The 25,784-nt window shown below is 64.1% G+C and carries 24 protein-coding genes and 1 pseudogene; 8 read left to right on the plus strand and 17 right to left on the minus strand.

The features are described 5' to 3' along the window. The first annotated feature begins 96 nt into the window (after positions 1-96). Together SFA35_RS11315 and SFA35_RS11320 are read left to right on the plus strand one after the other, a co-directional pair. Positions 97-714, plus strand: a complete 618-nt coding sequence (locus SFA35_RS11315; protein ID WP_320578312.1) for a DUF1120 domain-containing protein — start codon at positions 97-99, stop codon at positions 712-714. Positions 715-825: 111 nt separating this feature from the next. Further along, entirely contained in the window at positions 826-1,422 is a 597-nt protein-coding gene (locus SFA35_RS11320; RefSeq protein ID WP_320578314.1) for a DUF1120 domain-containing protein, read from the plus strand. A 41-nt stretch (positions 1,423-1,463) separates the two neighbouring features. Here SFA35_RS11320 and SFA35_RS11325 read toward each other — a convergent pair whose 3' ends face one another. The 5 genes from SFA35_RS11325 to SFA35_RS11345 form a co-directional block, all read right to left on the minus strand. Further along, on the minus strand, positions 1,464-3,074 hold the full coding sequence (locus tag SFA35_RS11325) for an inorganic phosphate transporter (RefSeq protein ID WP_320578316.1): 1,611 nt from the start codon (positions 3,072-3,074) through the stop codon (positions 1,464-1,466). Between the two features lie 117 nt (positions 3,075-3,191). Continuing rightward, entirely contained in the window at positions 3,192-4,106 is a 915-nt protein-coding gene (ppk2, locus tag SFA35_RS11330) for a polyphosphate kinase 2 (RefSeq protein ID WP_320578318.1), read from the minus strand. Positions 4,107-4,183: 77 nt separating this feature from the next. Continuing rightward, complete coding sequence (locus SFA35_RS11335) at positions 4,184-4,990, minus strand: transporter substrate-binding domain-containing protein (protein WP_320578320.1); 807 nt, start codon at positions 4,988-4,990, stop codon at positions 4,184-4,186. Beyond that, complete coding sequence (locus SFA35_RS11340) at positions 4,987-6,333, minus strand: GGDEF domain-containing protein (protein WP_320578328.1); 1,347 nt, start codon at positions 6,331-6,333, stop codon at positions 4,987-4,989. The genes SFA35_RS11335 and SFA35_RS11340 overlap by 4 nt, the downstream gene beginning before the upstream one ends. A 2-nt stretch (positions 6,334-6,335) precedes the next feature. After that, positions 6,336-7,115 carry a substrate-binding periplasmic protein gene (locus tag SFA35_RS11345; RefSeq protein WP_320578330.1) on the minus strand — a complete coding sequence of 260 codons (780 nt, stop codon included), beginning with the start codon at positions 7,113-7,115 and terminating at the stop codon, positions 6,336-6,338. Between the two features lie 201 nt (positions 7,116-7,316). On the opposite strand from SFA35_RS11345, the gene SFA35_RS11350 reads away from it, so the two are divergent. Further along, positions 7,317-7,991: an alpha/beta hydrolase gene (locus tag SFA35_RS11350; protein WP_320578978.1), complete on the plus strand. Its 675-nt coding sequence runs from the start codon at positions 7,317-7,319 to the stop codon at positions 7,989-7,991. Between the two features lie 75 nt (positions 7,992-8,066). Here SFA35_RS11350 and SFA35_RS11355 read toward each other — a convergent pair whose 3' ends face one another. The 4 genes from SFA35_RS11355 to SFA35_RS11370 all read right to left on the minus strand — a co-directional run bounded on the left by SFA35_RS11355 (position 8,067) and on the right by SFA35_RS11370 (position 13,770). After that, positions 8,067-8,933: an undecaprenyl-diphosphate phosphatase gene (locus SFA35_RS11355; RefSeq protein WP_414058540.1), complete on the minus strand. Its 867-nt coding sequence runs from the start codon at positions 8,931-8,933 to the stop codon at positions 8,067-8,069. A 156-nt stretch (positions 8,934-9,089) separates the two neighbouring features. Then, positions 9,090-10,382: a sugar MFS transporter gene (locus tag SFA35_RS11360; protein ID WP_320578335.1), complete on the minus strand. Its 1,293-nt coding sequence runs from the start codon at positions 10,380-10,382 to the stop codon at positions 9,090-9,092. A 763-nt stretch (positions 10,383-11,145) separates the two neighbouring features. Then, on the minus strand, positions 11,146-11,511 hold the full coding sequence (copC, locus tag SFA35_RS11365) for a copper homeostasis periplasmic binding protein CopC (RefSeq protein ID WP_414058541.1): 366 nt from the start codon (positions 11,509-11,511) through the stop codon (positions 11,146-11,148). A gap of 144 nt (positions 11,512-11,655) precedes the next feature. Further along, positions 11,656-13,770, minus strand: a complete 2,115-nt coding sequence (locus tag SFA35_RS11370; protein ID WP_320578340.1) for a TonB-dependent siderophore receptor — start codon at positions 13,768-13,770, stop codon at positions 11,656-11,658. A 200-nt stretch (positions 13,771-13,970) separates the two neighbouring features. Here SFA35_RS11370 and SFA35_RS11375 point away from each other — a divergent pair, with 200 nt between their 5' ends. Next, positions 13,971-14,285 carry a hypothetical protein gene (locus SFA35_RS11375; protein WP_320578342.1) on the plus strand — a complete coding sequence of 105 codons (315 nt, stop codon included), beginning with the start codon at positions 13,971-13,973 and terminating at the stop codon, positions 14,283-14,285. A 38-nt stretch (positions 14,286-14,323) separates the two neighbouring features. Here SFA35_RS11375 and SFA35_RS11380 read toward each other — a convergent pair whose 3' ends face one another. Continuing rightward, the gene (locus SFA35_RS11380) at positions 14,324-14,950 is read right to left on the minus strand and encodes a TetR family transcriptional regulator (protein WP_320578345.1); all 627 of its coding nucleotides are present in this window, start codon (positions 14,948-14,950) and stop codon (positions 14,324-14,326) included. 104 nt (positions 14,951-15,054) lie between these two features. Here SFA35_RS11380 and SFA35_RS11385 point away from each other — a divergent pair, with 104 nt between their 5' ends. Next, a complete protein-coding gene (locus SFA35_RS11385) occupies positions 15,055-15,711 on the plus strand; it encodes an O-methyltransferase (RefSeq protein WP_320578347.1) in 657 nt (218 codons plus the stop codon). Between the two features lies 1 nt (position 15,712). Here SFA35_RS11385 and proP read toward each other — a convergent pair whose 3' ends face one another. Then, positions 15,713-17,230: a glycine betaine/L-proline transporter ProP gene (gene proP, locus SFA35_RS11390; protein ID WP_320578349.1), complete on the minus strand. Its 1,518-nt coding sequence runs from the start codon at positions 17,228-17,230 to the stop codon at positions 15,713-15,715. A gap of 133 nt (positions 17,231-17,363) precedes the next feature. After that, complete coding sequence (locus SFA35_RS11395; RefSeq protein WP_320578351.1) at positions 17,364-17,738, minus strand: cupin domain-containing protein; 375 nt, start codon at positions 17,736-17,738, stop codon at positions 17,364-17,366. Between the two features lie 104 nt (positions 17,739-17,842). Here SFA35_RS11395 and SFA35_RS11400 point away from each other — a divergent pair, with 104 nt between their 5' ends. Next, a complete protein-coding gene (locus SFA35_RS11400; protein WP_320578354.1) occupies positions 17,843-18,709 on the plus strand; it encodes a LysR family transcriptional regulator in 867 nt (288 codons plus the stop codon). Between the two features lie 785 nt (positions 18,710-19,494). Continuing rightward, positions 19,495-20,876 (plus strand): annotated as a pseudogene (locus SFA35_RS11405) (IS3 family transposase). A gap of 176 nt (positions 20,877-21,052) precedes the next feature. Here the strand turns inward: SFA35_RS11405 and SFA35_RS11410 are convergent. Then, positions 21,053-22,033 (minus strand): succinylglutamate desuccinylase/aspartoacylase family protein, encoded by a 981-nt coding sequence (locus tag SFA35_RS11410; RefSeq protein WP_320578356.1) that lies wholly within the window; start codon positions 22,031-22,033, stop codon positions 21,053-21,055. Between the two features lie 66 nt (positions 22,034-22,099). Here SFA35_RS11410 and SFA35_RS11415 point away from each other — a divergent pair, with 66 nt between their 5' ends. Continuing rightward, positions 22,100-22,741: a flavin reductase family protein gene (locus SFA35_RS11415; protein WP_320578358.1), complete on the plus strand. Its 642-nt coding sequence runs from the start codon at positions 22,100-22,102 to the stop codon at positions 22,739-22,741. Between the two features lie 45 nt (positions 22,742-22,786). Here SFA35_RS11415 and SFA35_RS11420 read toward each other — a convergent pair whose 3' ends face one another. The 4 genes from SFA35_RS11420 to SFA35_RS11435 all read right to left on the minus strand — a co-directional run bounded on the left by SFA35_RS11420 (position 22,787) and on the right by SFA35_RS11435 (position 25,781). After that, positions 22,787-24,037, minus strand: a complete 1,251-nt coding sequence (locus tag SFA35_RS11420; protein WP_320578360.1) for an NAD(P)/FAD-dependent oxidoreductase — start codon at positions 24,035-24,037, stop codon at positions 22,787-22,789. 130 nt (positions 24,038-24,167) lie between these two features. Further along, positions 24,168-25,100, minus strand: a complete 933-nt coding sequence (locus SFA35_RS11425) for a glyoxylate/hydroxypyruvate reductase A (protein ID WP_320578362.1) — start codon at positions 25,098-25,100, stop codon at positions 24,168-24,170. Continuing rightward, positions 25,097-25,543, minus strand: a complete 447-nt coding sequence (locus tag SFA35_RS11430; protein ID WP_320578364.1) for a type II 3-dehydroquinate dehydratase — start codon at positions 25,541-25,543, stop codon at positions 25,097-25,099. Before SFA35_RS11430 ends, SFA35_RS11425 begins: the two co-directional genes overlap by 4 nt. A 22-nt stretch (positions 25,544-25,565) precedes the next feature. Next, a complete protein-coding gene (locus SFA35_RS11435) occupies positions 25,566-25,781 on the minus strand; it encodes a hypothetical protein (RefSeq protein WP_320578366.1) in 216 nt (71 codons plus the stop codon). Positions 25,782-25,784 lie beyond the last annotated feature (3 nt).

Below are 25,784 nucleotides of genomic sequence, written 5' to 3' on the forward strand. Positions count from 1 at the left end.
TCCCATACCACCACTGGAGGCCCTGAAATGGCCGCAATACCGACTCACCTACGCTTGTTCCGCCGTGTGCTGCTCTGCGCCGCAGGCGCTGCGTCCTTGAACGCTGTCGCCCAGCCCGTCCAGCTGGCCATCACCGGCACTGTCTCCCCACAGGCCTGCCAGTTGAACACGCAGGAGGAGGGCATCAATTATCGACAGATCGCCAGCGGTCTGTTGCACCCTACCGGGTTCACGCCACTGCCCCCTGCAGAGATGGCTATATTGATCAATTGCCAGCGCCCGACGCTGTTCGCCGTCAGTCTGCGCGACAACCGTGCCGGTACCGTGCCGGATGGCATGGACGCGCAGTTCGGTGAATTGCCAGGCCGCTTGTTCGGCCTGGGCGAAGTGGCTGGCAAACGACTGGGCGCCTATACCGCCACCTTCGGGCGAATGCAGATCGGGCCGATGCCGCTTTACCCGATCAGCGCGCCGAGCGATCGCTCTGGCTGGACCCTGGTGGGGGAGCAGACCTTGAGCCCGGACCCGGGAGAAGGTCTGCAATACGCGTGGAGCTGGGGCAACGCGCCTGGACGCCACACGCCAAGTTCGATTGACCGAGTCGTTTCCAACATCTGGATCCGGCCTTACCTGAATCGCGTCGCCGACCTGCCCGACGTGGGTAACGATAGCGCGCTGGACGGTTCCATGACGATCACGCTGCACTATCTCTGATCACGCCCTGGCCATCGCTACTTCTTCAGGATCACGACGATGCAACGCTTTGCCCTACGCCCAGGCCGCACCGCAACAGCGGCCCTCCTGTTTTTGACTGGCGCAACGGCCATGGCCGCTGAAACCCGGCTGTCGGTCTCGGGCCACGTGCGGCCGCCCAGCTGCACGATGCAGCTGCCGCAGATCAATCACGGCGCCATCAATCTGCACAGCCTGTCACCGACGGGCTTCAGCCAGCTGAGCCCGACGACCTTCGAGTTGAGCATCCACTGCGCCGGGCCGGCCAGTTTCGCCCTGAGCTTTCGCGACCGCCGTGCAGGTTCGGTGCCTGATGGTATCGAGGCCGAACTGGGTGAGCGGACCCTGCTGTTCGGTCTGGGTCGCCTGGAGGGCAAGTCGATCGGCGCCTATGCGCTAAGGTTCCTGTGGGCGCACTGGGACGGGCCGGGCGTGGCGTACGGGATCTCCCGGGTTGGCGCCGACGGCAGCTGGGCGGACGACTACGGATCGATGATCAACCCGGCTTCGGAGGAGGATCGCCAGTACAGTTGGTCGCGGCCTCGGGACATGGGCGCGCCTGGTATGTTCAGGGTGCTGCAGGCCAACCTCGTGATGCTGACCGCCTTGAACCCAACCGAACAGCTGCCCGGCGCTGCAACCGGACTCACCCTGGACGGAGAAGCGACAGTGACCTTGTTCTACCTCTAGGCCGCACAGGCCCCTTCAGCGCGGGGCTGGAATGGAGCGGACTAGACCATCACCCTGAACAGCGCATACAGCACTCCCGACAACGCCATCGCTGCCGGCAGGGTGAACACCCACGCCAGCATGATGTTGCGCAAGGTGCCCAGTTGCACGCCGCTGCCATTGGCGGCCATGGCGCCGGCTACACCCGAGGACAGCACGTGGGTGGTCGAGACCGGCAACCCGTACATGTCCGCCGCGCCGATGGTGGCCATTGCCACCAGCTCGGCGCTGGCGCCCTGGGCGTAGGTGAGGTGGGTCTTGCCGATGCGCTCGCCGACGGTAATCACGATGCGTCGCCAGCCTACCAGGGTGCCCAGGCCCAGGGCGATCGCCACCACCACCTTGACCCACAGCGGGATGAACCGCGTGGCTTCGTCGATCTGGCGCTGAAACTCGTTGAGGTTGTTGCGCGTGTCGTCGCTGAACTTGTCTAGGTGCTGCTGGTTGAGCAAATGGATGCTCTGCGAGGCGAGGAACATGTCGTTGCGCACGTTGGTCATGGCGTCCGGGGGCACCTGCACCAGGCTGCCATAACTTTTGACTTCCTCGGCGATCAGGTCGGTGACGCCGGCCAGGGCCGGGATCAGTTCGCCGGTGGCCTTGCGGCTGTGCAGGTAGTCGAGCAGCACGCCGCGCGGATCGGCCGGGGTCGCAGCCGGCACCGCGCGCTGCAGGCCGTCACGGGTGACCTGGGCGACGGCGACGAACTGGGTGGTCTGGGTCACCGGCACGGCGCGGTTCAAGGCATAGGCCATGGGCAGGGTGCCGACCAGGATCAGCATGATCAGGCCCATGCCTTTCTGGCCGTCGTTGGAGCCGTGGGCAAAGGACACGCCGCTGCAGGTCAGCACCAGCAGGCCGCGAATCCAGGCCGGTGGCGGCGCGGCCTTGTGGGGTTCCTGGTACAGCTCGCGCTGCTTGATGAAGGCGCGCATCAGCAGCAGCAGCGCGGCGGCGCAGAAGAAACCCACCACCGGCGACAGCAGCAGGGCATAGCCGACCTTGGTCACCTGGCTCCAGTCCACGCCGTCCAGGCCGTTGCGCCCGTCCAGCCAGGCGCTGGCGATGCCGACGCCGAGGATCGAGCCGATCAGGGTGTGCGAGGAGGAGGCCGGCAGGCCCAGCCACCAGGTGCCGAGGTTCCAGACGATGGCGGCGATGAGCAGGGCGAAGATCATCGCAAAGCCGTTGCTGGTGCCCACCTGCAGGATCATGTCCACCGGCAGCAGGGCGACGATGCCGAAGGCCACGGCGCCGCTGGAGGTCAGCACGCCAAGGAAATTGCACAGCCCGGACCAGACCACGGCGACGTTGGCGGGCAGCGAGTGGGTATAGATGACCGTGGCCACGGCGTTGGCCGTGTCATGGAAGCCGTTGACGAATTCAAAGCCCAATGCAATCAGCAGCGCCACGCCGAGCAGGCCGTAAGGCAGCCAGGACTTGGCGACATTGCCGGCGGCGATGACGTCGTGAAAGATGCCCCAGCCGCTGATGACCAGGCCGACGGTGAGCAAGGCGAAGAACAGCACCAGGCTGCGCTTGGTCATGCGCCGGCCCAGCTGCGGGTGGCTGGACGAGGTATGACGGGAAGAAGTCGCGTGGGCAGTGGTCATGGGGCGCTCGCTTGGCAGGCTGAACCTCCAAGCTAAGCGCAGATTGTGACGGTTATCTTGCAGCCGCACCGCCGGCGGACCGGCGGCGCGGGCTTGTTGCGTGCCGGCTTGTGGCGCTCAATAGACCTGGGGAATGATCAGCTCGGCCGGAGTCGGGCTGCGCCGGTAGGCCTCGTGGCGCATGCGCTGGGGCAATTCGATCGGCGGCTGTTCGATTTCTTCGTAGGGCATCTGGCCGAGCAGGTGGTGAATGCAGTTCAGACGCGCCTTCTTCTTGTCGTCGGCCTGCACCACCCACCATGGCGCCTCGGCGCTGTGGGTGCGGTCGAGCATGATTTCCTTGGCTTTGGTGTAGTCTTCCCAGCGCCGCCGCGACTCCAGGTCCATGGGGCTGAGTTTCCACTGCTTGAGCGGGTCGTGGATACGGCTGAGAAAGCGCAGGTGTTGTTCCTGGTCGGAGATCGAGAACCAGTACTTGATCAGCTGGATGCCGGAGCGGGCGAGCATGCGCTCGAATTCCGGAACGTCACGGAAGAACTCTTCGTACTGGCTGTCGTTGCAAAAGCCCATGACCTTTTCCACGCCGGCGCGGTTGTACCAGCTGCGGTCGAACAGCACGATCTCGCCCGCCGCTGGCAGGTGCGAGACGTAGCGCTGGAAGTACCACTGGGTGCGCTCGCGGTCGCTCGGGGCGGGCAGTGCGGCGACGCGGCAAACCCGCGGGTTGAGCCGCTGGGTGATGCGTTTGATGACGCCGCCCTTGCCGGCCGCGTCGCGGCCTTCGAACAGGATGACCACCTTGTGGCCGGTCTTGACCACCCAGCTCTGCAACTTCACCAGTTCGCCCTGCAGGCGAAACAGTTCGCTGAAGTACAGGCGGCGGGCTTGTCTTTCCGGGCTGTCGGCCACGTGGGCATCGAAGAATTCATCGGTCAGGCCGTCTTCGGCCAGCTCCAGTTCGAGCTCTTCGTCAGCCTGGTCGAGCAGTTCGCGATGAATGCGGTTCGCCAGTGCGACGGTCGAAGGAGACATGGGTGCAGCCTCGCGCAGGGTGGGGTGAGAGGCTGAAGGCTAATGAAAAAAAGTTACCGGGCGATGACCGTTGGCCACTACGGAGACTGTTTGCCCGCCGTCACCTGTGGTTCATCCCCGGCCTTGACCAGGCCACCGGCAGCCTTGAGTCGCTCGAAGGCGGCGCGGGTGCGGGCCACCACGTCGTCAGGCGTGGACTTGCTGTAGGCGAAATACAGCCCGCTGCTCAGGTCATCGAGGCTGTACACGCTCTCCAACTGGTCGTAGTCGATCCGCGCCGCCTCGCTCAACACCCGGGCCTCGCGCTCGGGCAGCACCACCAGCTGCACCTGATGGTTGAGCAGCTTGCGGAAGTTGTCGGCGTTGTTGGCCGACACCACCATGCGCGAAAAATCGTGCTCCTCCAGGTACTGCTGGCGCACATCGTCGCGGATCACGCCGATGGTGTAGCGGCGCGCGTCGTCCAGTTGCGTGACGACAATGTCGTGTTCCTCGCGCAGCTTGTAGAACCGCGGGGCGATGCGTGCCAACTGGCCGATCCACTTGAACTGTGATTCGCGGGTGGGGGTGCGCACAATCGGGTAGATCAGCACGTTGGGCTGCAGCAGCGCCATGTCGTAGGCCCGCGCCCAGGGATAGAGCGCCAGGTGATAGTCGTCCAGGCCGGCCATATGCAGCATCTGTTCGACGATCTCGCTGCCGACACCGGCGACCTTGCCGCCCTGCAGGAAGCTGTAGGAAGTTTCCTCGGTGACCGCCTCGATGGTTGCCGCCAGGCTCGCCTGGGCAAGCGTCAGCAGGCCGAGGGTGAGCCACACTGCGCCGTATGCCAGGCGTCTGCGAGCGGCGCGCAGTGGCCGCCAGCCGCCCGGGGAGCGGTTCATACCACCACCCGGTCACGGCCCTGGCTCTTGGCCCGGTACAGTGCCTGGTCTGCGCTTTGCAGCAGCCGGTCGAAGTCGTGCATGGTGTCAGGGTCCAGTTGCGCCACGCCGATGCTCAAGGTCACGAACGGCGAGACGCTGGAGGCGCCGTGCAACAGCCGCTCTTCGGCCAGGGCCAGGCGCAGGCGGTCGGCGGCATGCCGGGCCTGTTCAGTGTCGGCGCCGGGCAACAGCACGGCGAACTCTTCGCCGCCCAGGCGCGCCGGCAGTTCGCCGGAGCGGGTGAAGACCTTGCGCAGGATCTGCGCGACGGTGCGCAGGCAGTCATCACCCATGGCGTGGCCGTGGGCATCGTTGTACTTCTTGAAGAAATCGACGTCGCACATCAGCACTGCCAGCGGCTGGTGATGGCGGGTGGCGCGCTGGAATTCGACGGTCTTCATCTCGTCGAAATAGCGCCGGTTGGCCAGCCCGGTCAGTGAATCGTGGCGCGACAGTTCCTGCAGGCGCACGTTGGCGGCGAGCAATTCGGCGGTGCGTTCCTGGACCAGCTCGGCGAGGCGGTCGCGGCTGGCGGCCAGGGCCACTTCGTCCTGATGCTGGCGCTCGATGTAGGTGGCCAGCTTGTCCTGCAGGTCGTTGACGCCGACCTCCAGCAGCTGGAGTTCATCGTTGTCGGAGGCTGTGGTGCGGCCCAGCGACAGGCGCTCGCGCAGGTTGGCCGGGGACAGCCGGCCCAGGTGCCAGGCGATGTGCTGCACATGCACGGTGACCGAGCGGTTGAACATGCCCATGATCAGCCCGGCCAGGGCCAGCGACTGGATCACCTGGGTGATGACGATGCTGGCCACCTCTTTCCACAGGCGCCGCCACAGCAGGGTCTGGTCGCCGACGATGGTGAACTCGCCGACCAGTTCACTGGCGCCGGGGTACGGCTCGACCGTCAGCTCGCGGTGCAGCCGCGGCGCGTTGCCGTCCTGTTCGGTGCGGCTGCGTTCGAGCACCTCCGGGGCCCGGCCGGCGCGCAGGATGCGCAGTTCCACATGGCCCACCGGGGCGGCCTTGGCGATGCTGTCGAGCTGGGCCTGCAAGGCGTCGCGATCCATCTCCCAGACTGCACGGGACAGGGTCCCCTGGAACACCTGGTCGATCAGTTGCAGCTCACTGTTCATCGTGCCCTGGTTGTTGTCCCAGGCGAACCAGGTGCGCACCGCCACCGTGGCCAGGGTGAACAGCAGGCAGAACATCAGGGTCGCGCCCACCAGCCGACGGCCCAGCGAGCCCACCGGGGTGGACAGCGGCAAGGCCAGGTCGTAGATCTCGTGTTCGGGAGGCTGGCTCATGTCTACAGCCACTTGCGCATGATGGCGTCGTACTTGCCATTGCGATGGATCGCCTCAAGCGCGGCGCGGTAGCGCTCGACCGTCGCCTGCGGGGTCTTGAGGCTGAACGCCAGGCTCAGGTCTTCGCCCAGGTCGGCCAGCGGCAGGGACTGCACCAGCACCCGTTCCGGCTGATCGCCGGCCTGGCGGGCGAGGTAGGCAGCGTTGCGGTCATCGGAGATCCACAGGTCGACCCGGCCGCCCTTGAGTTTGTCGTAGTTCAATTCGTACTTGCTGCTCGACTGCAGGTTTTCGCCCACGGTGAAATGGCGGGCGGTCAGGTATTCCTCGCCAACGTCGTCCTTGACCGTGCCGATCTGGTAGCGCCGGGCGTCCTCCAGGCTGTTGAGGTGCACCGGCCGCGCGGCCGACGAGTACAGGCAGGTATGGGTCGAGACGATCAGCCCGACCCAGTTGAACAACGGCTCGCGCTCAGGGCTGCGGGTAATGGAATAGATCAGCACGTTCTCCTCGTGCAGGGCCATGTCGTAGGCGCGTGCCCAGGGCATCACCTGGATAGGCGCGGTCTCGCCGACTTCTGCCAGCACGGCCTGCACCACCTCGGTACTCAAGCCGGTGATTTTGCCGTTTTCGGTCATGTTGTACGGCGAGAATTCTTCGGTGACCACCCGCAGCGGCTCGGCGTTTGCCACAGGCAGCCCGACCCAACCCGTTGCCAGCCAGAGCAGCAGGCACAGGGTTTGAGCGCGGAGCGGCGACAAGCGCGTAAGGGTCGTGAGCATGGTCAGGCCTGCGTGACGGGGCCGGCGGAGGCTGGCAACAAGCTTATCGGCAGCTTCGCCCGGCGCTTGAGGCTTTGTCATCAGCGTGGGGACGCAGCGATGTTAAGCTGGGCGTTTTGTGACTCGGGAGTCGACCGCGTGGGCAGAATCACTCTATCAACTTTGTTTCTGGGCGCCGCCTTGCTGGCCCCCGGCCTGGCCATGGCCGGCCCCGATGGCCTGCAGCATGACCTGCCGGTGCCCTATCTGGAGCAGGCCAGTGCCACGGCGGGCCAGCCGCTGGTGATCTTCCTGCACGGCTTCGGCAGCAATGAGGACGACCTGTTCAGCCTGCGCGAACAGTTGCCCGCCGGCTACAACTACCTGTCCCTGCGGGCGCCACTGGACGTCGAGCCGGGGGCATATAAATGGTTCACCAGAAAGCCCGGGGAGGGCGACTACGACGGCGTCACCGAGCAATTGGCGGACAGCCAGCGGCTGCTGGGCCAGTTCATCACCCAGGCCCAGGCCAAGTACCACACCGCCGCCAACAAGGTAATCCTGGTGGGTTTCAGCCAGGGGGCGATCATGGCCTATGAAGTCGGGCTGCGCCGGCCAGGCAGTGTCGGCGGCATTGCCGCACTCAGTGGCAGCCTGTTGCCCGTGCTGCACGCCGAGATCAAGCCGTCCCCGGCGCTGGCCCGGTTGCCGGTGTTCATCGGCCATGGTACCGACGATCCGCAACTGCCGGTCAAGGATGCCGCTGCGGCCGATCAGGTACTGCGAGGGTTGGGCCTGCAACCGCAGCTGCATGTGTACCCGGGAATGGTGCACACCATCAGTGGCGTGGAGGTGAAGGATTTGCGTGCGTGGTTGGCGCAGGTACTGGCGGGATAAGGTCAAACCGGCCCGGTGGCCGCTCGGGGGCCGGTCCGGCACTCCGGCAGCCCCGAGTTTCTCCATAGGCTGTGATCAGTTGGCCAGCCAGCCACCGCTCACCGCCACGATCAGGAACACACCCAGCACCGCCCGGTAGACGATGAAAGGCCAGGTGGAGAAGCGCTCCAGGAACTTCATCAGGCCCCAGATCGCGAAGAACGCCGAGATGCTCGCAATCACCAGGCCGAAGATCAAATGGCCCCAGGCGTCTGCACCAATGTTGGCGTGCACCAGCACCCACATTTCCTTGAGGCCGGCCAGGGCGATCGCCGGCAGGCCGAGCAGGAAGGAAAAGCGCGCGGCTTCTTCACGCTTGAAGTTGAGGAAAAGCGCCGCAGTGAGGGTCGAGCCCGAACGCGACACACCGGGGATCAACGCGCCGATCTGCGCGACACCGACGATCAACGCATCGCGCAGACGCATCTGGCTCATGTCCCGTTCGTGTTTGCAGGTCAGCTCCGACCAGGCCAGCAGGGCGGCCAGTACCACGCATGAGCCGCCGATCACCAGCAGCCCGCGCAACGGCGAATTGCAGCTGTTGAGCACACCGGACAAGGCAACCCCGGCGATGCAGATGGGGATGGTCGCCAGGATGATCGCCACCGCCAGCTTGAACCAGCGGTTGTCGTAGTCGCGGTCGCGAATGGCGCCGATGCTGCCGGTGACCACCTGCTGCACGTCGCGCCAGAAATAACTGATCACTGCAGCGAGCGCGGCCATCTGCATGGCGGCGGAAAACGCCGAGCCTGGGTCCTGCCAGCCGAGCAGGGCGGGGATGATGCGCATGTGTGCGGTGGAAGAGATGGGCAGCAATTCCGAAATTCCCTGGATTACGCCCAAAATCCCGATCTGCAGGTAATCAAGTGAAGCAAAACCGGTATCGAGACCGCCGGAGCACATGGTTGCCAAAGGGATATCCTTTCGTGGGTTGGTCGGAAAACTGGATCATAGCCTGAAGTGGTTACTGCAAACTTTTCGTTACGAATCTGTCAAAAAATTTCATCTGCCGGGGCTCCGATCGGCCAGGTCCGGTGCGCCGCACCGGACCTGCGGGCCTCAGGCCACGGCCGGGCGACGCGCGTACCAGCCGTAGCTGGCGATGATCGCGTAGCACACCGCTGGCACTGCCAGCGACAGGGCCAGGCTGCTGTAGTCGGCGACCAGGCCGGTCAGTGGCGGCACGATGGCGCCGCCGACGATGGCCACGCAGATCAGCCCCGAGCCTTCGGCCGCGCGCTTGCCCAGGCCTTCGGACGCCAGGGCGAAGATGGTCGGGAACATCACCGAGTTGAACAGGCCGATGGCCAGGATCGACCAACCGGCCTGGGCACCGTGGCTGTTGGCAGCGCTGGCGATCAGGGCGATGGCGATCAGCGCGGCGCAGGCCAGCACCTTGCCCGGGGCGAAGGCGCGCAGCAGGCCGGCACCGATGAAGCGGCCGATCATGGCGCCGCCCCAATAGTAGGCGACGTGCTTGCCGGCCAGTTCGGCATCGAAGCCGAAGGTGGTCGGTTGCATCAGGAAGTTGGTCATCAGGCTGCCGATCGCCACTTCCGCGCCGACGTAGCAGAAGATGCAGGCCGCGCCGAAGGCGAAGCGTGGTTGCTTGAGCAGGCTCAGCGCCGACAGCGGGTTGGCGCCCTCGGCCGCGCCTGAGGCTGGCAAGTGTTTGCGTTGCTGCCACACCAGCATGGCCACCACCACCAGGGCAATCGCCAGCCCGGTGTAGGTGCTGCTGATGACCTTGGCTTCCTGGGCCAGGTAGCTGGCCAGCTGCGAGCCGGCCAGGGTGCTCGGGTCGACCTGGCTCAGCGAGCCAAGAATCAGCATCGCTCCCAGGTACGGCGCCACGGTGGTGCCCAGCGAGTTGAAGGCCTGGGCGAAGGTCACCCGGCTGTGCGAGGTGGCGGTCGGGCCCAGCAGCGAAATCAGCGGGTTGGACACCACCTGCACCACGGTCACGCCGATGGCCAGCACGAACAGGGCGATCAGGAAGGCGCCGAACAGGCCGACCAGCGCGGCCGGAATGAACAGCACGCAGCCTACGGCCATGGTCACCAGGCCCAGGGCAGCGGCGCGCATGTAGCCGACGCGGGTGATCAGCAGGCCGGCCGGAATCGAGGCGATGGCGTAGGCGACGAAGAACGACGACTGCACCAGCATGGCTTCGGCGTAGCTGAGGCTGAACAGGCTCTTGAGTTTGGGGATGAGAATGTCGTTGAGACTGGTGATCCCACCAAAGATGAAAAACAGGGCGAATACGAACAAGCTCAAGCGCTTGACGTTGGCGATGCCGGGGGCGTTCTGTTCCGGGGGGGTAGCAACGGCGCGAGCCGTTGTATCCGTCATGTCCGTCATGGCCACGGTGGTCTCTCTTACATTGAATGGTTATTTTTTTGCTATCAACGCCGGTAGCGGCCATATGCCGCATTGCCTCTGCATCTTGGGATGAACTGAAAACGCCAAGGCGGGAAAGTTCACCAGGCAACATGAAGAAGTGGCTCTAGGCTGCGGTTTTTGCCAACCAGTCCAGCATTGGACGGGGTATGACGCCGATCAGGGCAGGGAAGGCACGGCAATGATGGTTAAATGCCAGCTCGCATTGCGATTAGCGATTCGCGATCAAGTGGGAGGGGTCGCAGACCCCGAGAGGTCGCCAGGCCGGTTTGATCTTCGGGCGCCTGGCGGAATGTCCAATATGGCCACCATCGGCCGCCCGCGCGGCCTATCGCCAGCTGCGCCGGCTCCTACGTCTCAAGACCGGCCTGGCGCCCTCTCGGGGTCTTCGCCCCCTCCCACAAGGAATTCGCGATCAAAGTGGGAGGGGTCGCAGACCCCGAGAGGCCGCCAGGCCGGTTTGATCTTCCTGGCGCCTGGCGAAATGTCCAATATGGCCACCATCGGCCGCCCGCGCGGCCTATCGCGGGCTTCGCGCGCTCCCACGTTTGTTTCGAGCGTGCCGTTCCAGGCAGATCTCCTGTGACCGCCTTGGTGCTTGGCGGTCTATCGTGGAACATCAAATGGATGCATGTGCCCGAAACAGTCGTAGGAGCGCGCGAAGCCCGCGATAAGGCCGCGCGGGCGGCCGGTGGTGGCCGTGATTGAGTCTTCGTCACTGCGCAATCGTGAAGCTGTACCCGCCCTCGCTCTTGTGTGTATCGACCGACACGGCATGCCACTGGACCTTGTAGGCACCAGGCTTGAGGGGCTGGGTCGGCGTCACGATGAGGATCTTCTTGTCGGCTGGGTCGGTGGCAAGGCTTTTGATGGTGACCGGCTGGCCGTCTTCGGTCACGGTGACCTGGGTGAAGTTGGCTTCCACGCCTTCGGAAAAAGTCAGGCGCAGGTCGGCCGGCGCCGGGCCGCTGCTGTCGGCAGCGGGGGTCTGGCTTTGCAGGTGGGCGTGGGCCATGGCGGCACTGGCGCAGGCCAGCGAGGCGGCGAACAGAGCAGTGCTCAGGGTGCGTTTAAACGACAACATTGCGGGTTCCTTCTGTAGCGTGGGCTGGCCGTAAAGGCGCGGGTACAGGCGGTCGCCATCATAGCGCCTCTGCGGCCAACCAGTCTGCGATGAACCTGGCGATCAATGTCGGGATCTGTGCCGGGGTTGTCGCGATGCCGATCAGTAGGTCCAGGTCAAAGACGCGGTGACGTTGCGCGGTGCGCCATAGTTGGCCGTGGTCGCGCTGTTGTACAGCGATTGCAGGTACTTGCGATCGGTGACGTTGTTCAGGTTCAACGCCGTGCTCCAGTGCGAGTCGATGTCGTAGCTGGCCATCAGGTCGACCAGCGCGTAGGCGTTCTGGCGAATCTCACTGGTCACGTCGCTCTGCACCGGACCCTGCCAGCTCAGGCGCGTGCCGACCTTGGCCTTGGGCATGAACGGCAGGCGATAGGTGGCCAGGCCGCGAACGCTGTGGGTCGGTACGTACCTGCGCGCCCGATCACCGTTGTCGTCGTCGATGCGTACATAGGTATAGCCGGCCAGGATGTCCAGCCCGGGGGCCAGTTCGCCGTCGGCTTGCAGCTCGATACCGTGGCTCTTGTAGTCTTGCGGATCGTAGATCGCCTGGCTGCCGATGTAGGCACCGGTGGCCTCGCCGACGTTCTGCTGACGGGTCTTGAACAGCGCGGCGGTGACATTCAGGCCACTGTCCAGTGCCCCCTTGACGCCGATCTCTTCGCTGACGCCTTCCAGTGGCGCGAGCAGCTTGCCGTTGGCGTCGACGATGTAGTTCGGCGCGTAGATCTTGGTCCAGCTGCCGTACAGACTCCACTGATCGTTGAGGTCGTAGACCAGGCCGGTGTAAGGCGTGACCTTGCCGTGTTCGCGGGTGTAGTAGTCGCTGCCGTAGTTCAGGCCCGACGCATCGGCGCTGAGCATGCGCGCACCGACGATCCAGTGCAGGTCATCGGCCAGGCTGAAGCGAGCGCCGGCGTACAGGCTTTTCTCGGTGTCGGTGTAGTTCTGGTTGTCGGTGTCGTAGGTGTAGTTCAGGTCCGGACGTGTCAAGGTTCCCGCCAGGGCACCGGCGAAGCTGGGGAGGTAATAGCTGCCCAGCTCCTCGGTAGGAGTGAGGTCGTGTTCGTTGGCCTTCAGATGACTACGACCATAATTCGCGCCGAACGTCAGGTCATGCTCGCGGCCGAACAGGCTGAACGGACCAGACACCTGTGCCTCGCCGATCAGTTGGTTCGACTTGCTGGTGATGTGCGTCGGGTAGGACAAGGCGTCGTCGCCCGCGACGCTCTGGATGTAAAACATGTCGGTGTCCTGGGTCTGGCGGACCCCGGTCACGGTCAGCTTGCTGTTCCAGCCATTGCCGAAATCGTGCTTGAGCTCGGCGAAGGCGCGCTGCGTGTGCACGTCCCAGTACGTCCACTTCTGGCCGATGTTCGAGCTGCGGCTGCTGTAGTGGATGGCGTTGCCATCAGCGTCCACCAGCGGCAGGTTGCCCCAGGTGCTGCCGTTCGAATCGCTGTCGTGCTGCGAAAAGCCGACGGTCAGGGTGTCGGCGTCAGTCAGGTCGAAGGCCAACAGACCGGCGGCCACGGTGGTTTCGTGGCTGTAGCGGTCCAGGTAGGAGTTGCCCTTGTCGTGGGCGTAGATGAAGCGCCCGCGCACGTTGCCGCTGTCGGTCAGCGGGCCGGACACGTCGACGTCTTCGCGGTAGGTGTCCCAGGCCCCGACGCTGATGCCGACCTTGGCCTGCGCGGTGTCGGTCGGGCGTTTGCGCACGAAATTGACGGTCGCCGAGGGGTTGCCGGCCCCGCTCATCAAGCCGTTGGCGCCGTGCAGGATGTCCACCTGTTCGAACTCGGCCATGTCCTGGTCGCCCGCCAGCAGCGTCTGGGTGAAGGGCATGCCCATGCCGTCGTACTCGAAGGTGCCGATATCGAAGCCGCGGGAAGTGAATTCGGTACGGTCGGTCTCGGTCTGCTCCACCGTCACCGAAGGCGCGGCGCGCAGGGCCTGCTTGACGCTGTTGAGGCGAAAATCATCGAGCTCCTGGCGGGTCACGGTGGTGACCGCCTGCGGGTTTTCCTTGTCGCTCAGGCCAAGTCGGGTGGTGCTGCTGGCGGTCTTGCCGGCGTAGCCCTGGCTTTGGCCGTCGGCCTGGTCGCTGCTGCTCTGGATCTGGGTGGCGGGGAGGGCGAGTTCGTCGGCAGCATGGGCCAGCGGCAATACGCCGCAGGCGCCAGCCAGCAGCAGGCTGGCAGAGAGGCAGGGTTTCACGAGGGGCAATCCTGAACAATCGTTGATGAGAATGAGATTCTGACGCATTCGTCCTTTTATCACCAGAATTATCTAGTAACAATTCTTCGACATTTCTTTGACGTTCGTCTTGTTAGGCGGCGCAACCTCATGGAATCGCGAAACTATTGGCGCGGACTACAATCTGAAAGTCACAACAATCCACCACTGGAACCGTACGCATGAGCAAGATCATTGAGTTTCTCTGGGAATGCCCTGAGTGGTTCGGCAATAAAACCTGGTGGCGTGCCGTACAGGTGGTGCGCCTGTTGCCAATGGTCCTGCTCACGGTGCTTGGCACGGTGATCCTGATCGGCGCCTGGACCGATCCGAACGGGCGAATGGATGCGGTACTGCTGGGCCTGCTGTGTTTCGAGGCCGGACTGTTGGTGTTGGGTGTAACCCATTTGACGTCGTGGGTCGTGGCCTGGTTGGCCAGTCATCTGAAGCGCCGGCCGGTAGCAGCGGCGTTGGCAGGCTTGACTCACACCGCCTGACGCTTTAACAGAACTCGGGGGCTAGGCCCTCGAGTTATTCATGAGATGCCCCGCACATAAGCCGCAAACATATCAGCCATCGCATCCGCGTATACGACGATTTCAGCCTGCGTTCTGGGGCTGCTCGAGTAGCTTCTGCCGACCTCACTCAGGGTCGCGGTGATCAATTCACCGGCGAGCCCCCTGGCTGCCTCATCGACCTCAGGCAGCAGCTCGCGCATGAATGCGGCGATGATCGATTGTCCTTCCAGCCTGATCGCCTGAGCCTCGGGCGCGTCCCGGTAGAGCGGGGCGGCATCGTGCAGGGCGCTGCGCATTGCGGCCTCGGCGCATTCGGAATGGATGAAGGCTTGCACCAGTTGCCTGAGTCGCACCAGCGCTGGCGGGCCGGGCTGCTGCAGAATGTTGCGTAGCATGTCAGTGGTCTGACGCCACTCATCACTTTGCAGGCGAAACAGAATGGCTGCCTTGTTGGGGAAGTACTGATACAGCGAGCCAATGCTGACCCCAGCCTTTTCCGCAACCCTGCCGGTGGTGAAACGCGCCGCGCCTTCCTCCGCCAGAACCTGAGTGGCGGCCTGCACAATAGTCTCCACCAGAGCCGTCGAGCGCGCCTGACGCGGCTGTTTGCGCGAGGAAACTCGCGGGGTTGCGGGATTTTTCATGGCAACGGTCGAACCTCTGGGGGAATGCGATTAGCGAATGTGAAGGATTCCTCGCATCATTTCAAGGCGACGAATTGATCGCATTGACTCTATTGGATGCCCTCATGAACACCCTCACTAGCGAACCTCTGGCCGCGCTCATCGAACGTCTCTACCAAACCGCCGAAACCGCCACCAGCCCGGCGCTGGACAACATGAGCGACGCTACCCGCGAAGAACTGCTGTCGAGCAAGACACGCTATCTGGAGCTGTACTGGCAACTCAAGGACCTCTGGCTACCGGTGTCACGCGAAACCGGCAAGCTGCTCTACTTGCTGGCGCGCAGCAGCAAGGCGCGCAATATCGTCGAGTTCGGCACCTCGTTCGGCCTGTCGACCCTGCACTTGGCGGCTGCGTTGCGTGACAACGGTGGCGGCGTGTTGATCAGTAGCGAGTTCGAAGCGGCGAAGATCGAGATGGCCCGCCAGCATCTGCAGGAGGGTGGCCTTGCCGACCTGGTGCAGATCCGAGCCGGCGATGCCTTGCACACCTTGGCGCGGGATCTGCCGGAGCGCATCGATCTGGTCCTGCTCGACGGTGCCAAGGCGCTGTACGGCGATATTCTGCTGTTGCTGCAGAGCCGTCTGGCGCCGGGCGCGCTGATCGTCGCCGACAACTCCGACTACAGTCCCGACTACCTGGCGCATGTCCGCTCGCCGGCCAACGGCTACCTCTCGGTACCCGTGGCCGACGACGTCGAACTGTCGATCCGCCTGCCCTGACTCAGTTGACCCGAGGGTGCTGTTGCACCAGATGTTCGCGCCGAGCTTGAAGCTCGGCGATCTGCGCATCGATGTCCTCGATCTTCTGCTCGATGTTGTCGTGATGTTCCTCGAGCAGTTCGCGCGCTTCGTCCAGGTCCGAGGCGGTCGGAGCGGCGCCGCTCAGCGGCTTGTTGGCGGTTTCCTTCATGGTCAGGCCGGTGGCCAGGCCGATCAGCGCGATGAACATCAGGTAGTACGCCGGCATGTACAGGTTGTTGGTGGTCTCCACCAGCCAGGCGGCTGCGGTGGGGGTCAGGCCGGCGATCAGCACCGAGACGTTGAAGGCGCTGGCCAGCGCGCTGTAGCGGATGGCGGTGGGGAACATCGCCGGCAGCGTCGAAGCCATGACGCCGATGAAGAAGTTGAGCAGGACCGCGAGAATCAATAGCCCGGCGAAAATCAGGCCGATCTTGGCGCTGATGATCAGCATGAATGCCGGGATCGCCAGGAAGAACAGACCGACGCTGCCGATGATGATGAACGGCCGGCGTCCGAACCGATCGCTCAGGCGGCCGAACAGCGGCTGCACGAAGAGCATGCCGACCATGATCGCGATAATGATCAGCACCCCGCGATTCTCGCTGTAGTGCAGGTTGTGCGAGAGATAGCTGGGCATGTAGGTGAGCAGCATGTAGTAGGTGACGTTGGTCGCCACCACCACGCCGATGCAGGTGATCAGGCTGCGCCAGTGCTTGGTCGCTACTTCCTTGAACGACACCTTGGGGCCTGCCGACAGGCCTTCGCGGTCGCCTTGCTCAAGCTTGGCGACATGCTGCTGGAACGCCGGGGTTTCTTCCAGCGCGTTGCGCAGGTAGAGGCCGAGCATGCCCAGCGGCAGGGCGAGAAAGAACGGCAGGCGCCAGCCCCATTCCTGGAACTTGTCTTCGCCTATGACGGTGGAGATGCCGACGACCACGCCCGCGCCGACAACGAAGCCGGCGATCGAGCCGAAGTCCAGCCAGCTGCCAAGAAAGCCGCGCTTGCGGTCTGGCGCGTATTCGGCGACAAAAATGGAAGCGCCGGTGTATTCGCCACCGACTGAAAAGCCCTGGGCCATCTTGGCCAGCAGCAAGAGGATCGGCGCCCACACGCCGATGCTCGCGTAGGAGGGGATCAGGCCGATGGCGAAGGTGCTCAGCGACATGATGACGATCGTCGCCGCGAGCACTTTCTGGCGACCATAGCGGTCCCCCAGGGCACCGAAGAACAGACCGCCCAGCGGCCGCACGAGGAAGGGCACGGAGAAGGTCGCCAGCGCTGCGATCATCTGCACGCTCGGCGCGGCGCTGGGGAAGAAGACCTTGCCCAGCACATAGGCGACGAAACCATAGACGCCGAAGTCGAACCATTCCATGGCGTTGCCCAGCGCTGCGGCGGTGATCGCCTTGCGCATCTTGGCATCGTCGACGATGGTGATGTCATTCAGGCCGATCGGCTCGACGTTGGGCTTGCGTGGTTTTTTGCTCAACAAACTCATACACGTTCACTCTCTGGCAGATAGTGCGCCCGCATTCGGCGGCGGGCCCTGCCTTATCAGAGAGGTTGGTGCGCAAAATAATTCACTGCGCGCTGCTGTCTTCTTGCCATGATGGGGCCGCAGGTGGCTGAACTCAGGCCAGCTGGCGTTCGATCGGTACGCTGCCCGCGACCACCTCGGCGCCGGTGTGCAGGGTGGTCACCGTCTCGATCAGGACGATCGCGCATTCCTCGTCGGCGACCGGGTTGTGCCGTATCTGGCGGGGGATCACGCAGAACTCGCCGGGCATCAGGTGAATGTCGCGGTCTTCCAGCTGGATCTTCAGGTGGCCGTAGACCACCAGGAACATTTCGTCTTCGTCGGCATGAGCGTGCCAGACCAGTTCCCCCTTGAGCTTGGCGACCTTGATGTACTGGTTGTTGACCTGGCCGACGACTCGGGGCGACCAGTATTGGCTGACTTGCGCGAGAGCAGCCTGGATGTTGACGGTGGTGCCGGCGATAAACATGCGGTCAATCCTCGAATGAACAGGCCTCACGGTAGCGGCCCGTGGTGGGCCGCCGTAGCGAATGTTTATAATGCCGCCATCAGCATTGCTAATGGCGTTGGCTCATGGCCCGATCCCCTCTTGTCGACTTGACCTTGCTGCGCACCTTCGTCGCGGTGGTCGAGGCGGGCAGCATCAGCGCGGCGGCGCGTCGTCTGCATTTGACCCAGGGCGCGGTCAGCCAGCAATTGCAACGCCTGGAAAACTTCTTCGACTGCGCGCTGCTCGCCCGCGACAGCCGCGGCACGCAGTTGACAGCACGGGGCAACGACCTGCTGGCCCGCGCCCACGACCTGCTGCAGCTCAACGACAGCCTGTGTGCGGCCATGCTCGGCGCGCCCTCGGCACAGGTCGTGCGCGTCGGCGTGCCGTATGACATGGCTGGCGCGCACTTCGCGCCCATTCTCAAGACGTTCGCGGCGAACCATCCGCAGGTGCAGGTCAGCCTGGTCAGCGGCTCCTCGGTGCAACTGCTGGAAGATTTCGCCCAGGGGCGGGTCGACCTCGCCATCAGTCAATGCCCGATCGGCCTGGCCCACGGCGAGCGCCTGGCCCGGGAGCCACTGGTGTGGCTCAGCGCAGCGCCTGAGGAGACTTGGCCGCGGCCTTTGCCGCTGTGCTTCGTGACCCCGACCTGCACCTTCCGCCACACGGTGTTCGCATCCCTGGCGCAGGCCGGCATCGAATGGCGCGTGGTTTATGAAAACGCCTCGGTCGACGCGACGTTGTCCACCGTGCGCAGCCAACTGGCCTTGACCCCCTGGCTGCGGGCACTGGTGCCGGAGGACCTGAGAGTGCTCGGCCACAGCAGCGGCCTGCCGCAGTTGCCGGACTTCGCCATCGAGCTGAACGTCGCCGCGCATGCGCCGGCACCCGTGCGCGAGATGGCCGAGGCGATCCGCCGGTTCTATCAGGCTCGCCACGCGCAGTGATGCCCTCGCCAGCTGCGCCGGCTCCTACGCCAACTTGGGTGACGCCACAGGTGGCGTAGGCGAGGACGGCGACGCATTTCTCCCACCAAGCCAAAAATCAAACCGGCCTGACGGCCTCTCGGGGGCTTTGCCCCCTCCCACGTCATCTGCGCTCGCTCACACGGTTGGCGTAGGAGATTCTATGGTGACAGACCGCCATGCACCAAGGCGGTCATGTAGGAGCGCGCGAAGCCCGCGATAGGCCGCACGGGCGGCCGGTGGTGGCCGTGATGAATTTCAGGACAGACGTGGGAGGGGCAAAGCCCCGAGAGGCCGCCAGGCCGGTTTGATCTTACCAGCGCCTGGCGAGATGCCCAATATGGCCACCACCGGCCGCCCGCGCGGCCTATCGCGGGCTTCGCGCGCTCCTACGCATGTTTCGATTTGTATGCATTCAGTGACATCTCCGCTGACCGCTTTTGATCTCCGACGATAGACCGCCATGCACCACGGCGGTCATAGGTGATGCATCTGGATTCATACGCCCGAAACAAATGTGGGAGCGCGCGAAGCCCGCGATAGGCCGCGCGGGCGGCCGGTGGTGGCCGTGATTGAATTTCAGGACAGGCGTGGGAGGGGCAAAGCCCCGAGAGGCCGCCAGGCCGGTTTGATCTTACGAGCGCCTGGCGAGATGCCTATGGCCACCACCGGCCGCCCGCGCGGCCTATCGCCAGCTACGCCGGCTCCTACATTTTGAACTGCGCCCCTGAGATTGGACATCAAATCCAACCTTAGGGGCTTCTTGCATGATCAAGTACACCCAGCAGTTCAAGCTGACCGCTATTCAGGCCTTCCTGGAGCGGGGCTACGGCTTCCGGCACATTGCCGGAAGGTTCCAGATAGATCCCTCGCTGCTTCGCCGCTGGGTGCAGGCCTACCGCATCCACGGAGCTGCCAGCCTGCAAAAGCGCTTCAAATATTACACTCCCCAGTTCAAGCTCACTGTTCTGGAGCGCATGTGGCGCGAGAAACTTTACCTGCGCCAGACGGCGGCCGTTTTCAACCTCGGCAACTCCACCCAGATAGCGGCATGGCAGTCTCAGTATTACAGTGGCGCAACCAATGCCCTGGCGGCAGTCAAGAAAGGATCGCGCCCCGTCATGCCCAAACCACTCAAGCCCACGGCCAATTCCACTGAAACCAAAGCAGTCAACGATGAGGAGCTCTCCCATGCCGAGTTGCTGGACAAGCTTCGATGGGTTCAGGCGGAGAACGCCGTCCTAAAAAAGCTCAAAGCCTTAAGAGAGGAGAAGGCGAGGCTCAAGAAAGTCGAGAAGAGAAAGCCCGGATAGTTTCAGCCCTGCGTCAGGAGATCCCGCTGGATCGTCTGCTCAAGATAACGGGACTGCCTCGCAGCACCTACTACCACCAGCTCAAGCTGCTTGCGGCCGGGGACAAGTATGCGCCGCAGAAAGCCCGGATTCAGGCCATCCAGGCCAGGCACAAGGGTCGCCTGGGCTATCGTAGGATGGGCTTGGCCCTGCGTAGCGACGGCCAGGTCGTCAACGACAAGGTCGTGCGCAAGCTGATGGCGCAGTTGGGCCTCAAATGCACGGTACGCCAGAAAAAGTACAAGTCTTATCGCGGTCAGCCCGGACGTATTGCGGACAACAAGATTGAACGCAATTTCACCGCCGAGCGGCCGAATGAAAAATGGGTCACCGACGTCACTGAATTCAAAGTGGCGGGGGAAAAGCTGTACCTGTCCCCGGTGCTGGATTTGTACAACGGCGAAATCGTGGCCTACCAGGTCGACACCTCGCCGCACTACGAATTGGTTGGCAAGATGCTTGAACAGGCGCTGCTTGGATTGCCGCAAGGCGCCAAGCCCATGCTGCATTCGGACCAAGGCTGGCAGTACCAATACTATCGCTATCGAGATCGACTGGAAGAAATGGGGTTGGAGCAGAGCATGTCCCGCAAGGGAAACTGCCTGGACAACGCCAGAATGGAGAGCTTCTTCGGCACGTTGAAATCAGAAATGTTCTACCGTGAGCGCTTCAAGAGTACTGCCGACCTGCGTGCTGCAATCGATGAGTACATCCATTATTACAACCATGATCGAATGAAAATGACGCTTGGCGGACTGAGCCCTGTGGCTTACAGGGCTCAGTCTGCTATAGACTAGCCGGAGACTGTCCAATCAAAGGGGCGCACCCCATTTGTTTCGATTTATATGCAGCCAATGGCATCGCCTATGAACGCTCTTTATGTTCGACGATAGACCGCCATGCACCACGGCGGTCATGTAGGAGCCGGCGAAGCTGGCGAGGGATGCGCCGCGATTCTCCGCAGCCCGGTGCATCAGCCCGGCAGCGGCGCCAGGCTGATCAGCCATTCACCCTGGTTGACGATCGGATGGTTGACCACCATCAATATCAGCCCGGCATGCGGCGCCAGCAGTTCGCCTTGCGGGTCGCCATAAATGTCCTGCAAGCGGCCCAGACGCTGGCCGGCCGCAACCCGGTCGCCGGCCGCGACCTCAAGGTATAGGCGACCGCTGATGGGTGCCTCGACCTTGCCGAAGTTGCTGACCACGACATTATTCCTGCGCCGCGCAGCCGGCGCCTGATCGTCGGTCAGGCCAAGGTACCGGCCGATATTGGCCACCCCCTGGAAATGAAACTCGATGCAGCCGGGGTCGAGCACGCCATTGGCGCCGCCTTCGGCCATCACCGCGTGGCGGCCCAGCCACGGCAGCTCATTGGTGGCGCGGCCACGGTTGCTGGTCTGGTCGCTAGCAAATTCGACGATGCTGTCGGCATCGAACTGATGCGCCAGGGCGCGGGTGCGCTGGTCGAACTCGGCATTGCCGGTCATCTGGCACATGACGAAACGTGCGACTTCCTCGCGCAGGTCGCCGCCGTGCAGATCGATGAACACCTCGGCGTGCGCCGCCCACTCGTGCAGCACGCTGTGCACCAGCACCTGGCTGAACGAGCCGGCGGGGTCGCCGGGGGCGAGGAAGTTCATGTTCTTGCCATCGATCGGGCAGACGAACTCGGCGTGTTCGAACAGCCCGGGCATGTTCAGCACGGGGATGATCGAGACGCTGCCCTTGAGCAAATGCTCGGCGAAATGCGCCTTGAGCCGTAGCGCCGCTTCCATCGCGTCGACTTCGTTGGGGTGCATGCCGGCGATGATCGCCAGCTTCGGGCCGGGCGCATCGGCGACGATGTCGAAGTAGGGCAGGTGCAGGTCGGCCAGGGCCGGATGGGCGAAGCGCAAGGTGCCCCAGCTGAGCAGGCCGCGGGTGCCGATGAGCTGTTTTTGCGGGGAGGTCATGGTGCTTCCTCGGGGGGACAAGTCTGTTAATGTTTCAGACTTTCGCTCACTTGTCAGGAGTCGCCGATGTCGAGCCTCGAATCTTCACCTACGGACAGCGCCACAGCGGACTTCGAACAGGGCCTGCGCGCCGGCCGGATCAAGCCGGTGCCGCTGGACAAAGCCTACCGCCTGGTCAACCACGGCCCGACGGTGCTTGTCTCGGCGCAGCATGCCGGCAGCGCCAATGTGATGGCCGCGGCCTGGGCCTGCGGGCTGGATTTCGCGCCGCCCAAGGTCACCGTGGTGGTCGACAAGATCGCCGCCACCCGCGCCCTGATCGAGGGCAGTGGTCATTTCGCCTTGCAGGTACCCACCGTCGAGCAGATGCAGCTGACCTATGACGTCGGCAACCTGAGCCTGGCCGACGATCCGCAAAAACTCCTGCATTGCGGGGTCGAGCTGGTTAGCGTGCCGGGCCAGGAGACGCCGCTGGTGGCCGGTTGTTCGGCCTGGCTGGTGTGCCGGGTGATCGAGGAGCCGCACAATCAGCAGGCCTATGACCTGTTCATTGGCGAAGTGGTGGCGGCGTGGGCCGACACCCGGGTATTCCGTGACGGGCATTGGCAATACCACGATGCGCCGGCGCAGTTGCGCAGCCTGCACTATGTCGCCGGTGGCCAGTTCTATGCGATCGGCGAATCCTTGCACGCCCGTACCAAAGAGTGACGCCAGCCCTGGCAAGTCCCCCCGAGGCGCTTGCCAGGCAGGCGATCAGGACTTCTCGTACGCCATGTACTCGTTCTGCAGGGCGATATGGTCGGCCACGTACTTGGCGTCGTGCCACACGCCATAGATGAACGATGAGGCGCGGTTGACCAGGTTGGGCAGGCCGAGAAAGTAGATGCCGCTCTCGGCCGAGATGCCGCGCTTGTGGTAAGGCTCGCCCTTGTCGTCGAAGGCGTTGACCTGCAGCCAGCTGAAGTCGAACTTGAAACCGGTGGCCCAGAGAATCGTCGTAACACCCGCTGCCTCGAGGTCCAGGCTGAGGATCGGCCGGGTCAGGCATTCGGGGTCGGGCAGCAGCTCCCAGGCCTCGGGCTCCGGCGGGAAGGACAGGCCGTTGTCCTCGATGTAGGCGTCGGCGTCGCGCAGTACGTCGAAGTAGGCGCGGTCACCCTCGGCGATGTTTTCGGCCAGGCCAGGCTCGAAATGCATCACGCCGTCTTCCAGCGCGCGGGTCAGGCCCACTAGGTTGATGCCCAGGTGCGCCAGACGGCGGAAGTCGACCGTCTTGCCGCCTTCATAGCCGCTGACGGCAAAGGCTACGTGCTTTTTCTTCGGCTTGATCTTGACCTCGTCCCACAGGCCCAGCGCGCCCAGCCACCAGCAATAGTCGCGGCCACGGTAGGCGCGCGGCGGGCGATAGTGCTCGCCCACCGACAGGTAGACCTGCTTGCCGGCCTTGCGCAGCTCTTCGGCGATCTGCGAGCCGGAAGCCCCGGCGCCCACCACCAGCACCGCACCTTCGGCCAGTTGCCCGGGGTTCTTGTACGCCGAGGAGTGCAACTGCTGCACCTTGGCCTGCGCCGGCACGATCGGCGGAATCGCCGGGCTCTGGAACGGCCCGGTGGCCGCCACCACGTTGCGCGCCTCGAATTCGCCTGCCGAGGTGCTCACCCGAAAGCCCGGGCGACCGCTCAGGCGTTCGACTTTGTGCACTTCGACACCGGTGCGCACCGGAGCCTGGAGCATGGCCACGTACTCTTCGAAATACTCGGCCATGCGCTCCTTGGGCGGGAAGGTCTCGGGGGAGATGCCGGAAAATTTCAGGCCGGGAAAGCGGTCATGCCAGGCCGGCCCGTTGGCCACCAGCGAGTCCCAGCGCTCCGAACGCCAGCGCTCGGCGATGCGGCTGCGCTCCAGTACCACATGGGGAATGCCCATCAGTCCCAGGTGTTCGCTCATGGCAACGCCCGCCTGGCCCGCGCCGACAACCAAGGTGTTGATTTTTTCCACTGACATTTGAGTTTCCTGAATTGATCGGCTTGCGCACGGTGTTCATTGACAGCTTCAGTGTGCGCAAGCGGGGCGGATAGCGAAATTCTGCTTTTTGAACCCAGAGCTTCGGAAAAACCAAAGCCTGCGCATCGGCTCAATAACCGCGCGCAGGGTCGATGACATGCAACAGGGGGTCGCCGCGTTCCAGGCGCAGGATGTTCTCGGCGATCTGCGCCGCCGCCGAGGCGGGGATGGCGATCGAGGCCATGTGCGGAGTGATCAGCACGTTGTCGAGCGCCCACAACGGGTCCTCGGGCGGCAGCGGTTCGCGGTCGAACACGTCCAGGGTGGCCTCGGCGATCTGCCCGCTGGCCAGTGCTGCAGTCAGCGCCGGCTGATCGACCACTGCGCCGCGCGAAACGTTGATCAGGCAACTGCCGGGTGGCAGCAAGGCCAGCCGCCGGGCGTCGAGAATGCCCTGGGTGTGCGGCGTCAGCGGCAGCATCACCACCAGGATGTCGCAACCGCCGAGAAAGCCATCGAGCTGATCCAGGCCATGGAAGCAGTTCACGGCGGGCAACTGCTTGGCCGAGCGTGACCAGCCACGTACGTCGAAGCCCTGGCGGGTCAGCTCCTGGGCGGCGCGGGCGCCCAGTTCACCGAGGCCCAGCACGCCGACGCGGATGCTCGACGGCAGGCGCGGATGCAGGTAGTGCCAGCGCCGTTCGCGCTGGGCGCGCTCGAAGGCCGGGATGTCGCGGGCGTAGCGCAGCACGGCGAACAGCACGTAGCTGGCCATCATGCGCGCCATGTCCGGGTCCGAGACGCGGGTGATCGGGATCGCCGGCAGGTCGTCGCGGGCCACCAGAGCGTCGACGCCGGCGCCCAGATTGACCAGCAGCTTGAGGTTGGGGTACTGCGCGAAGAAGCCTTGCGGCGGTTTCCAGGTCAGCGCATAGCGCACGCTGGCCGGCTCGGTCACCTCGTCCATGCGGCAGATACGCACGCCCGGCAGGCGCGGCGCGAGCAGTGCGTGCCACTCCTCGAAACTGTCGAAATCGCTTTGAAACACCAGGGTCGTGCTCATGCCTGGCCCTCCAGCAATTGAGCCACAGCGTCCAGCGCCAGGCGATAGCCCATGGCACCGAGCCCTGCGATCACGCCGGTGGCGGCCTTGGACACGTATGAACGATGGCGGAAGCTCTCGCGCTTCCAGATGTTGCTCATGTGCGCTTCGATGATCGGGCCTTCGAACGCCAGCAAGGCGTCGAGAATCGCTACCGAGGTGTAGGTCAGGCCGGCGGCGTTGATCACGATGGCGTCGGCCTGCAGCCGCGCTTCCTGAATCCAGTCCACCAGCACGCCTTCATGGTTGCTCTGGCGGAACTGCAACTGCAGGCCCAGCTCGGCGGCATGCGCCTGGCACCGTTGCTCAATGCTGGCGAAGCTTTCGCTGCCGTAGGTGCCGCGCTGGTCCAGCCCGTACAGGTTGGCGTTGGGGCCGTTGAGAAAGAATACGCGGTGGGGCATAGGGGCTTCTCCAGAAAAAGGCTCAGGCGACGGGTCGCGTCGCGAGCATGGCCGGGTGCTGTTCGAATTCGGCGAACCAGGCGGCCGCATGGGGATGCCCGGTGCGCCAGTCAACGCACTGCACCGGATGCGCTGCCGATGCAAGCAGTTCGATCTGATCGGCCACGCCCAGGCAATGGGCGCTGACCATGACCTTGCGCACATAGGGCGAGGTGGCGGCGTGGAACAGGCTGAACATGGC

It is taken from the genome of Pseudomonas sp. HR96, assembly GCF_034059295.1.
Lineage (GTDB): Bacteria > Pseudomonadota > Gammaproteobacteria > Pseudomonadales > Pseudomonadaceae > Aquipseudomonas.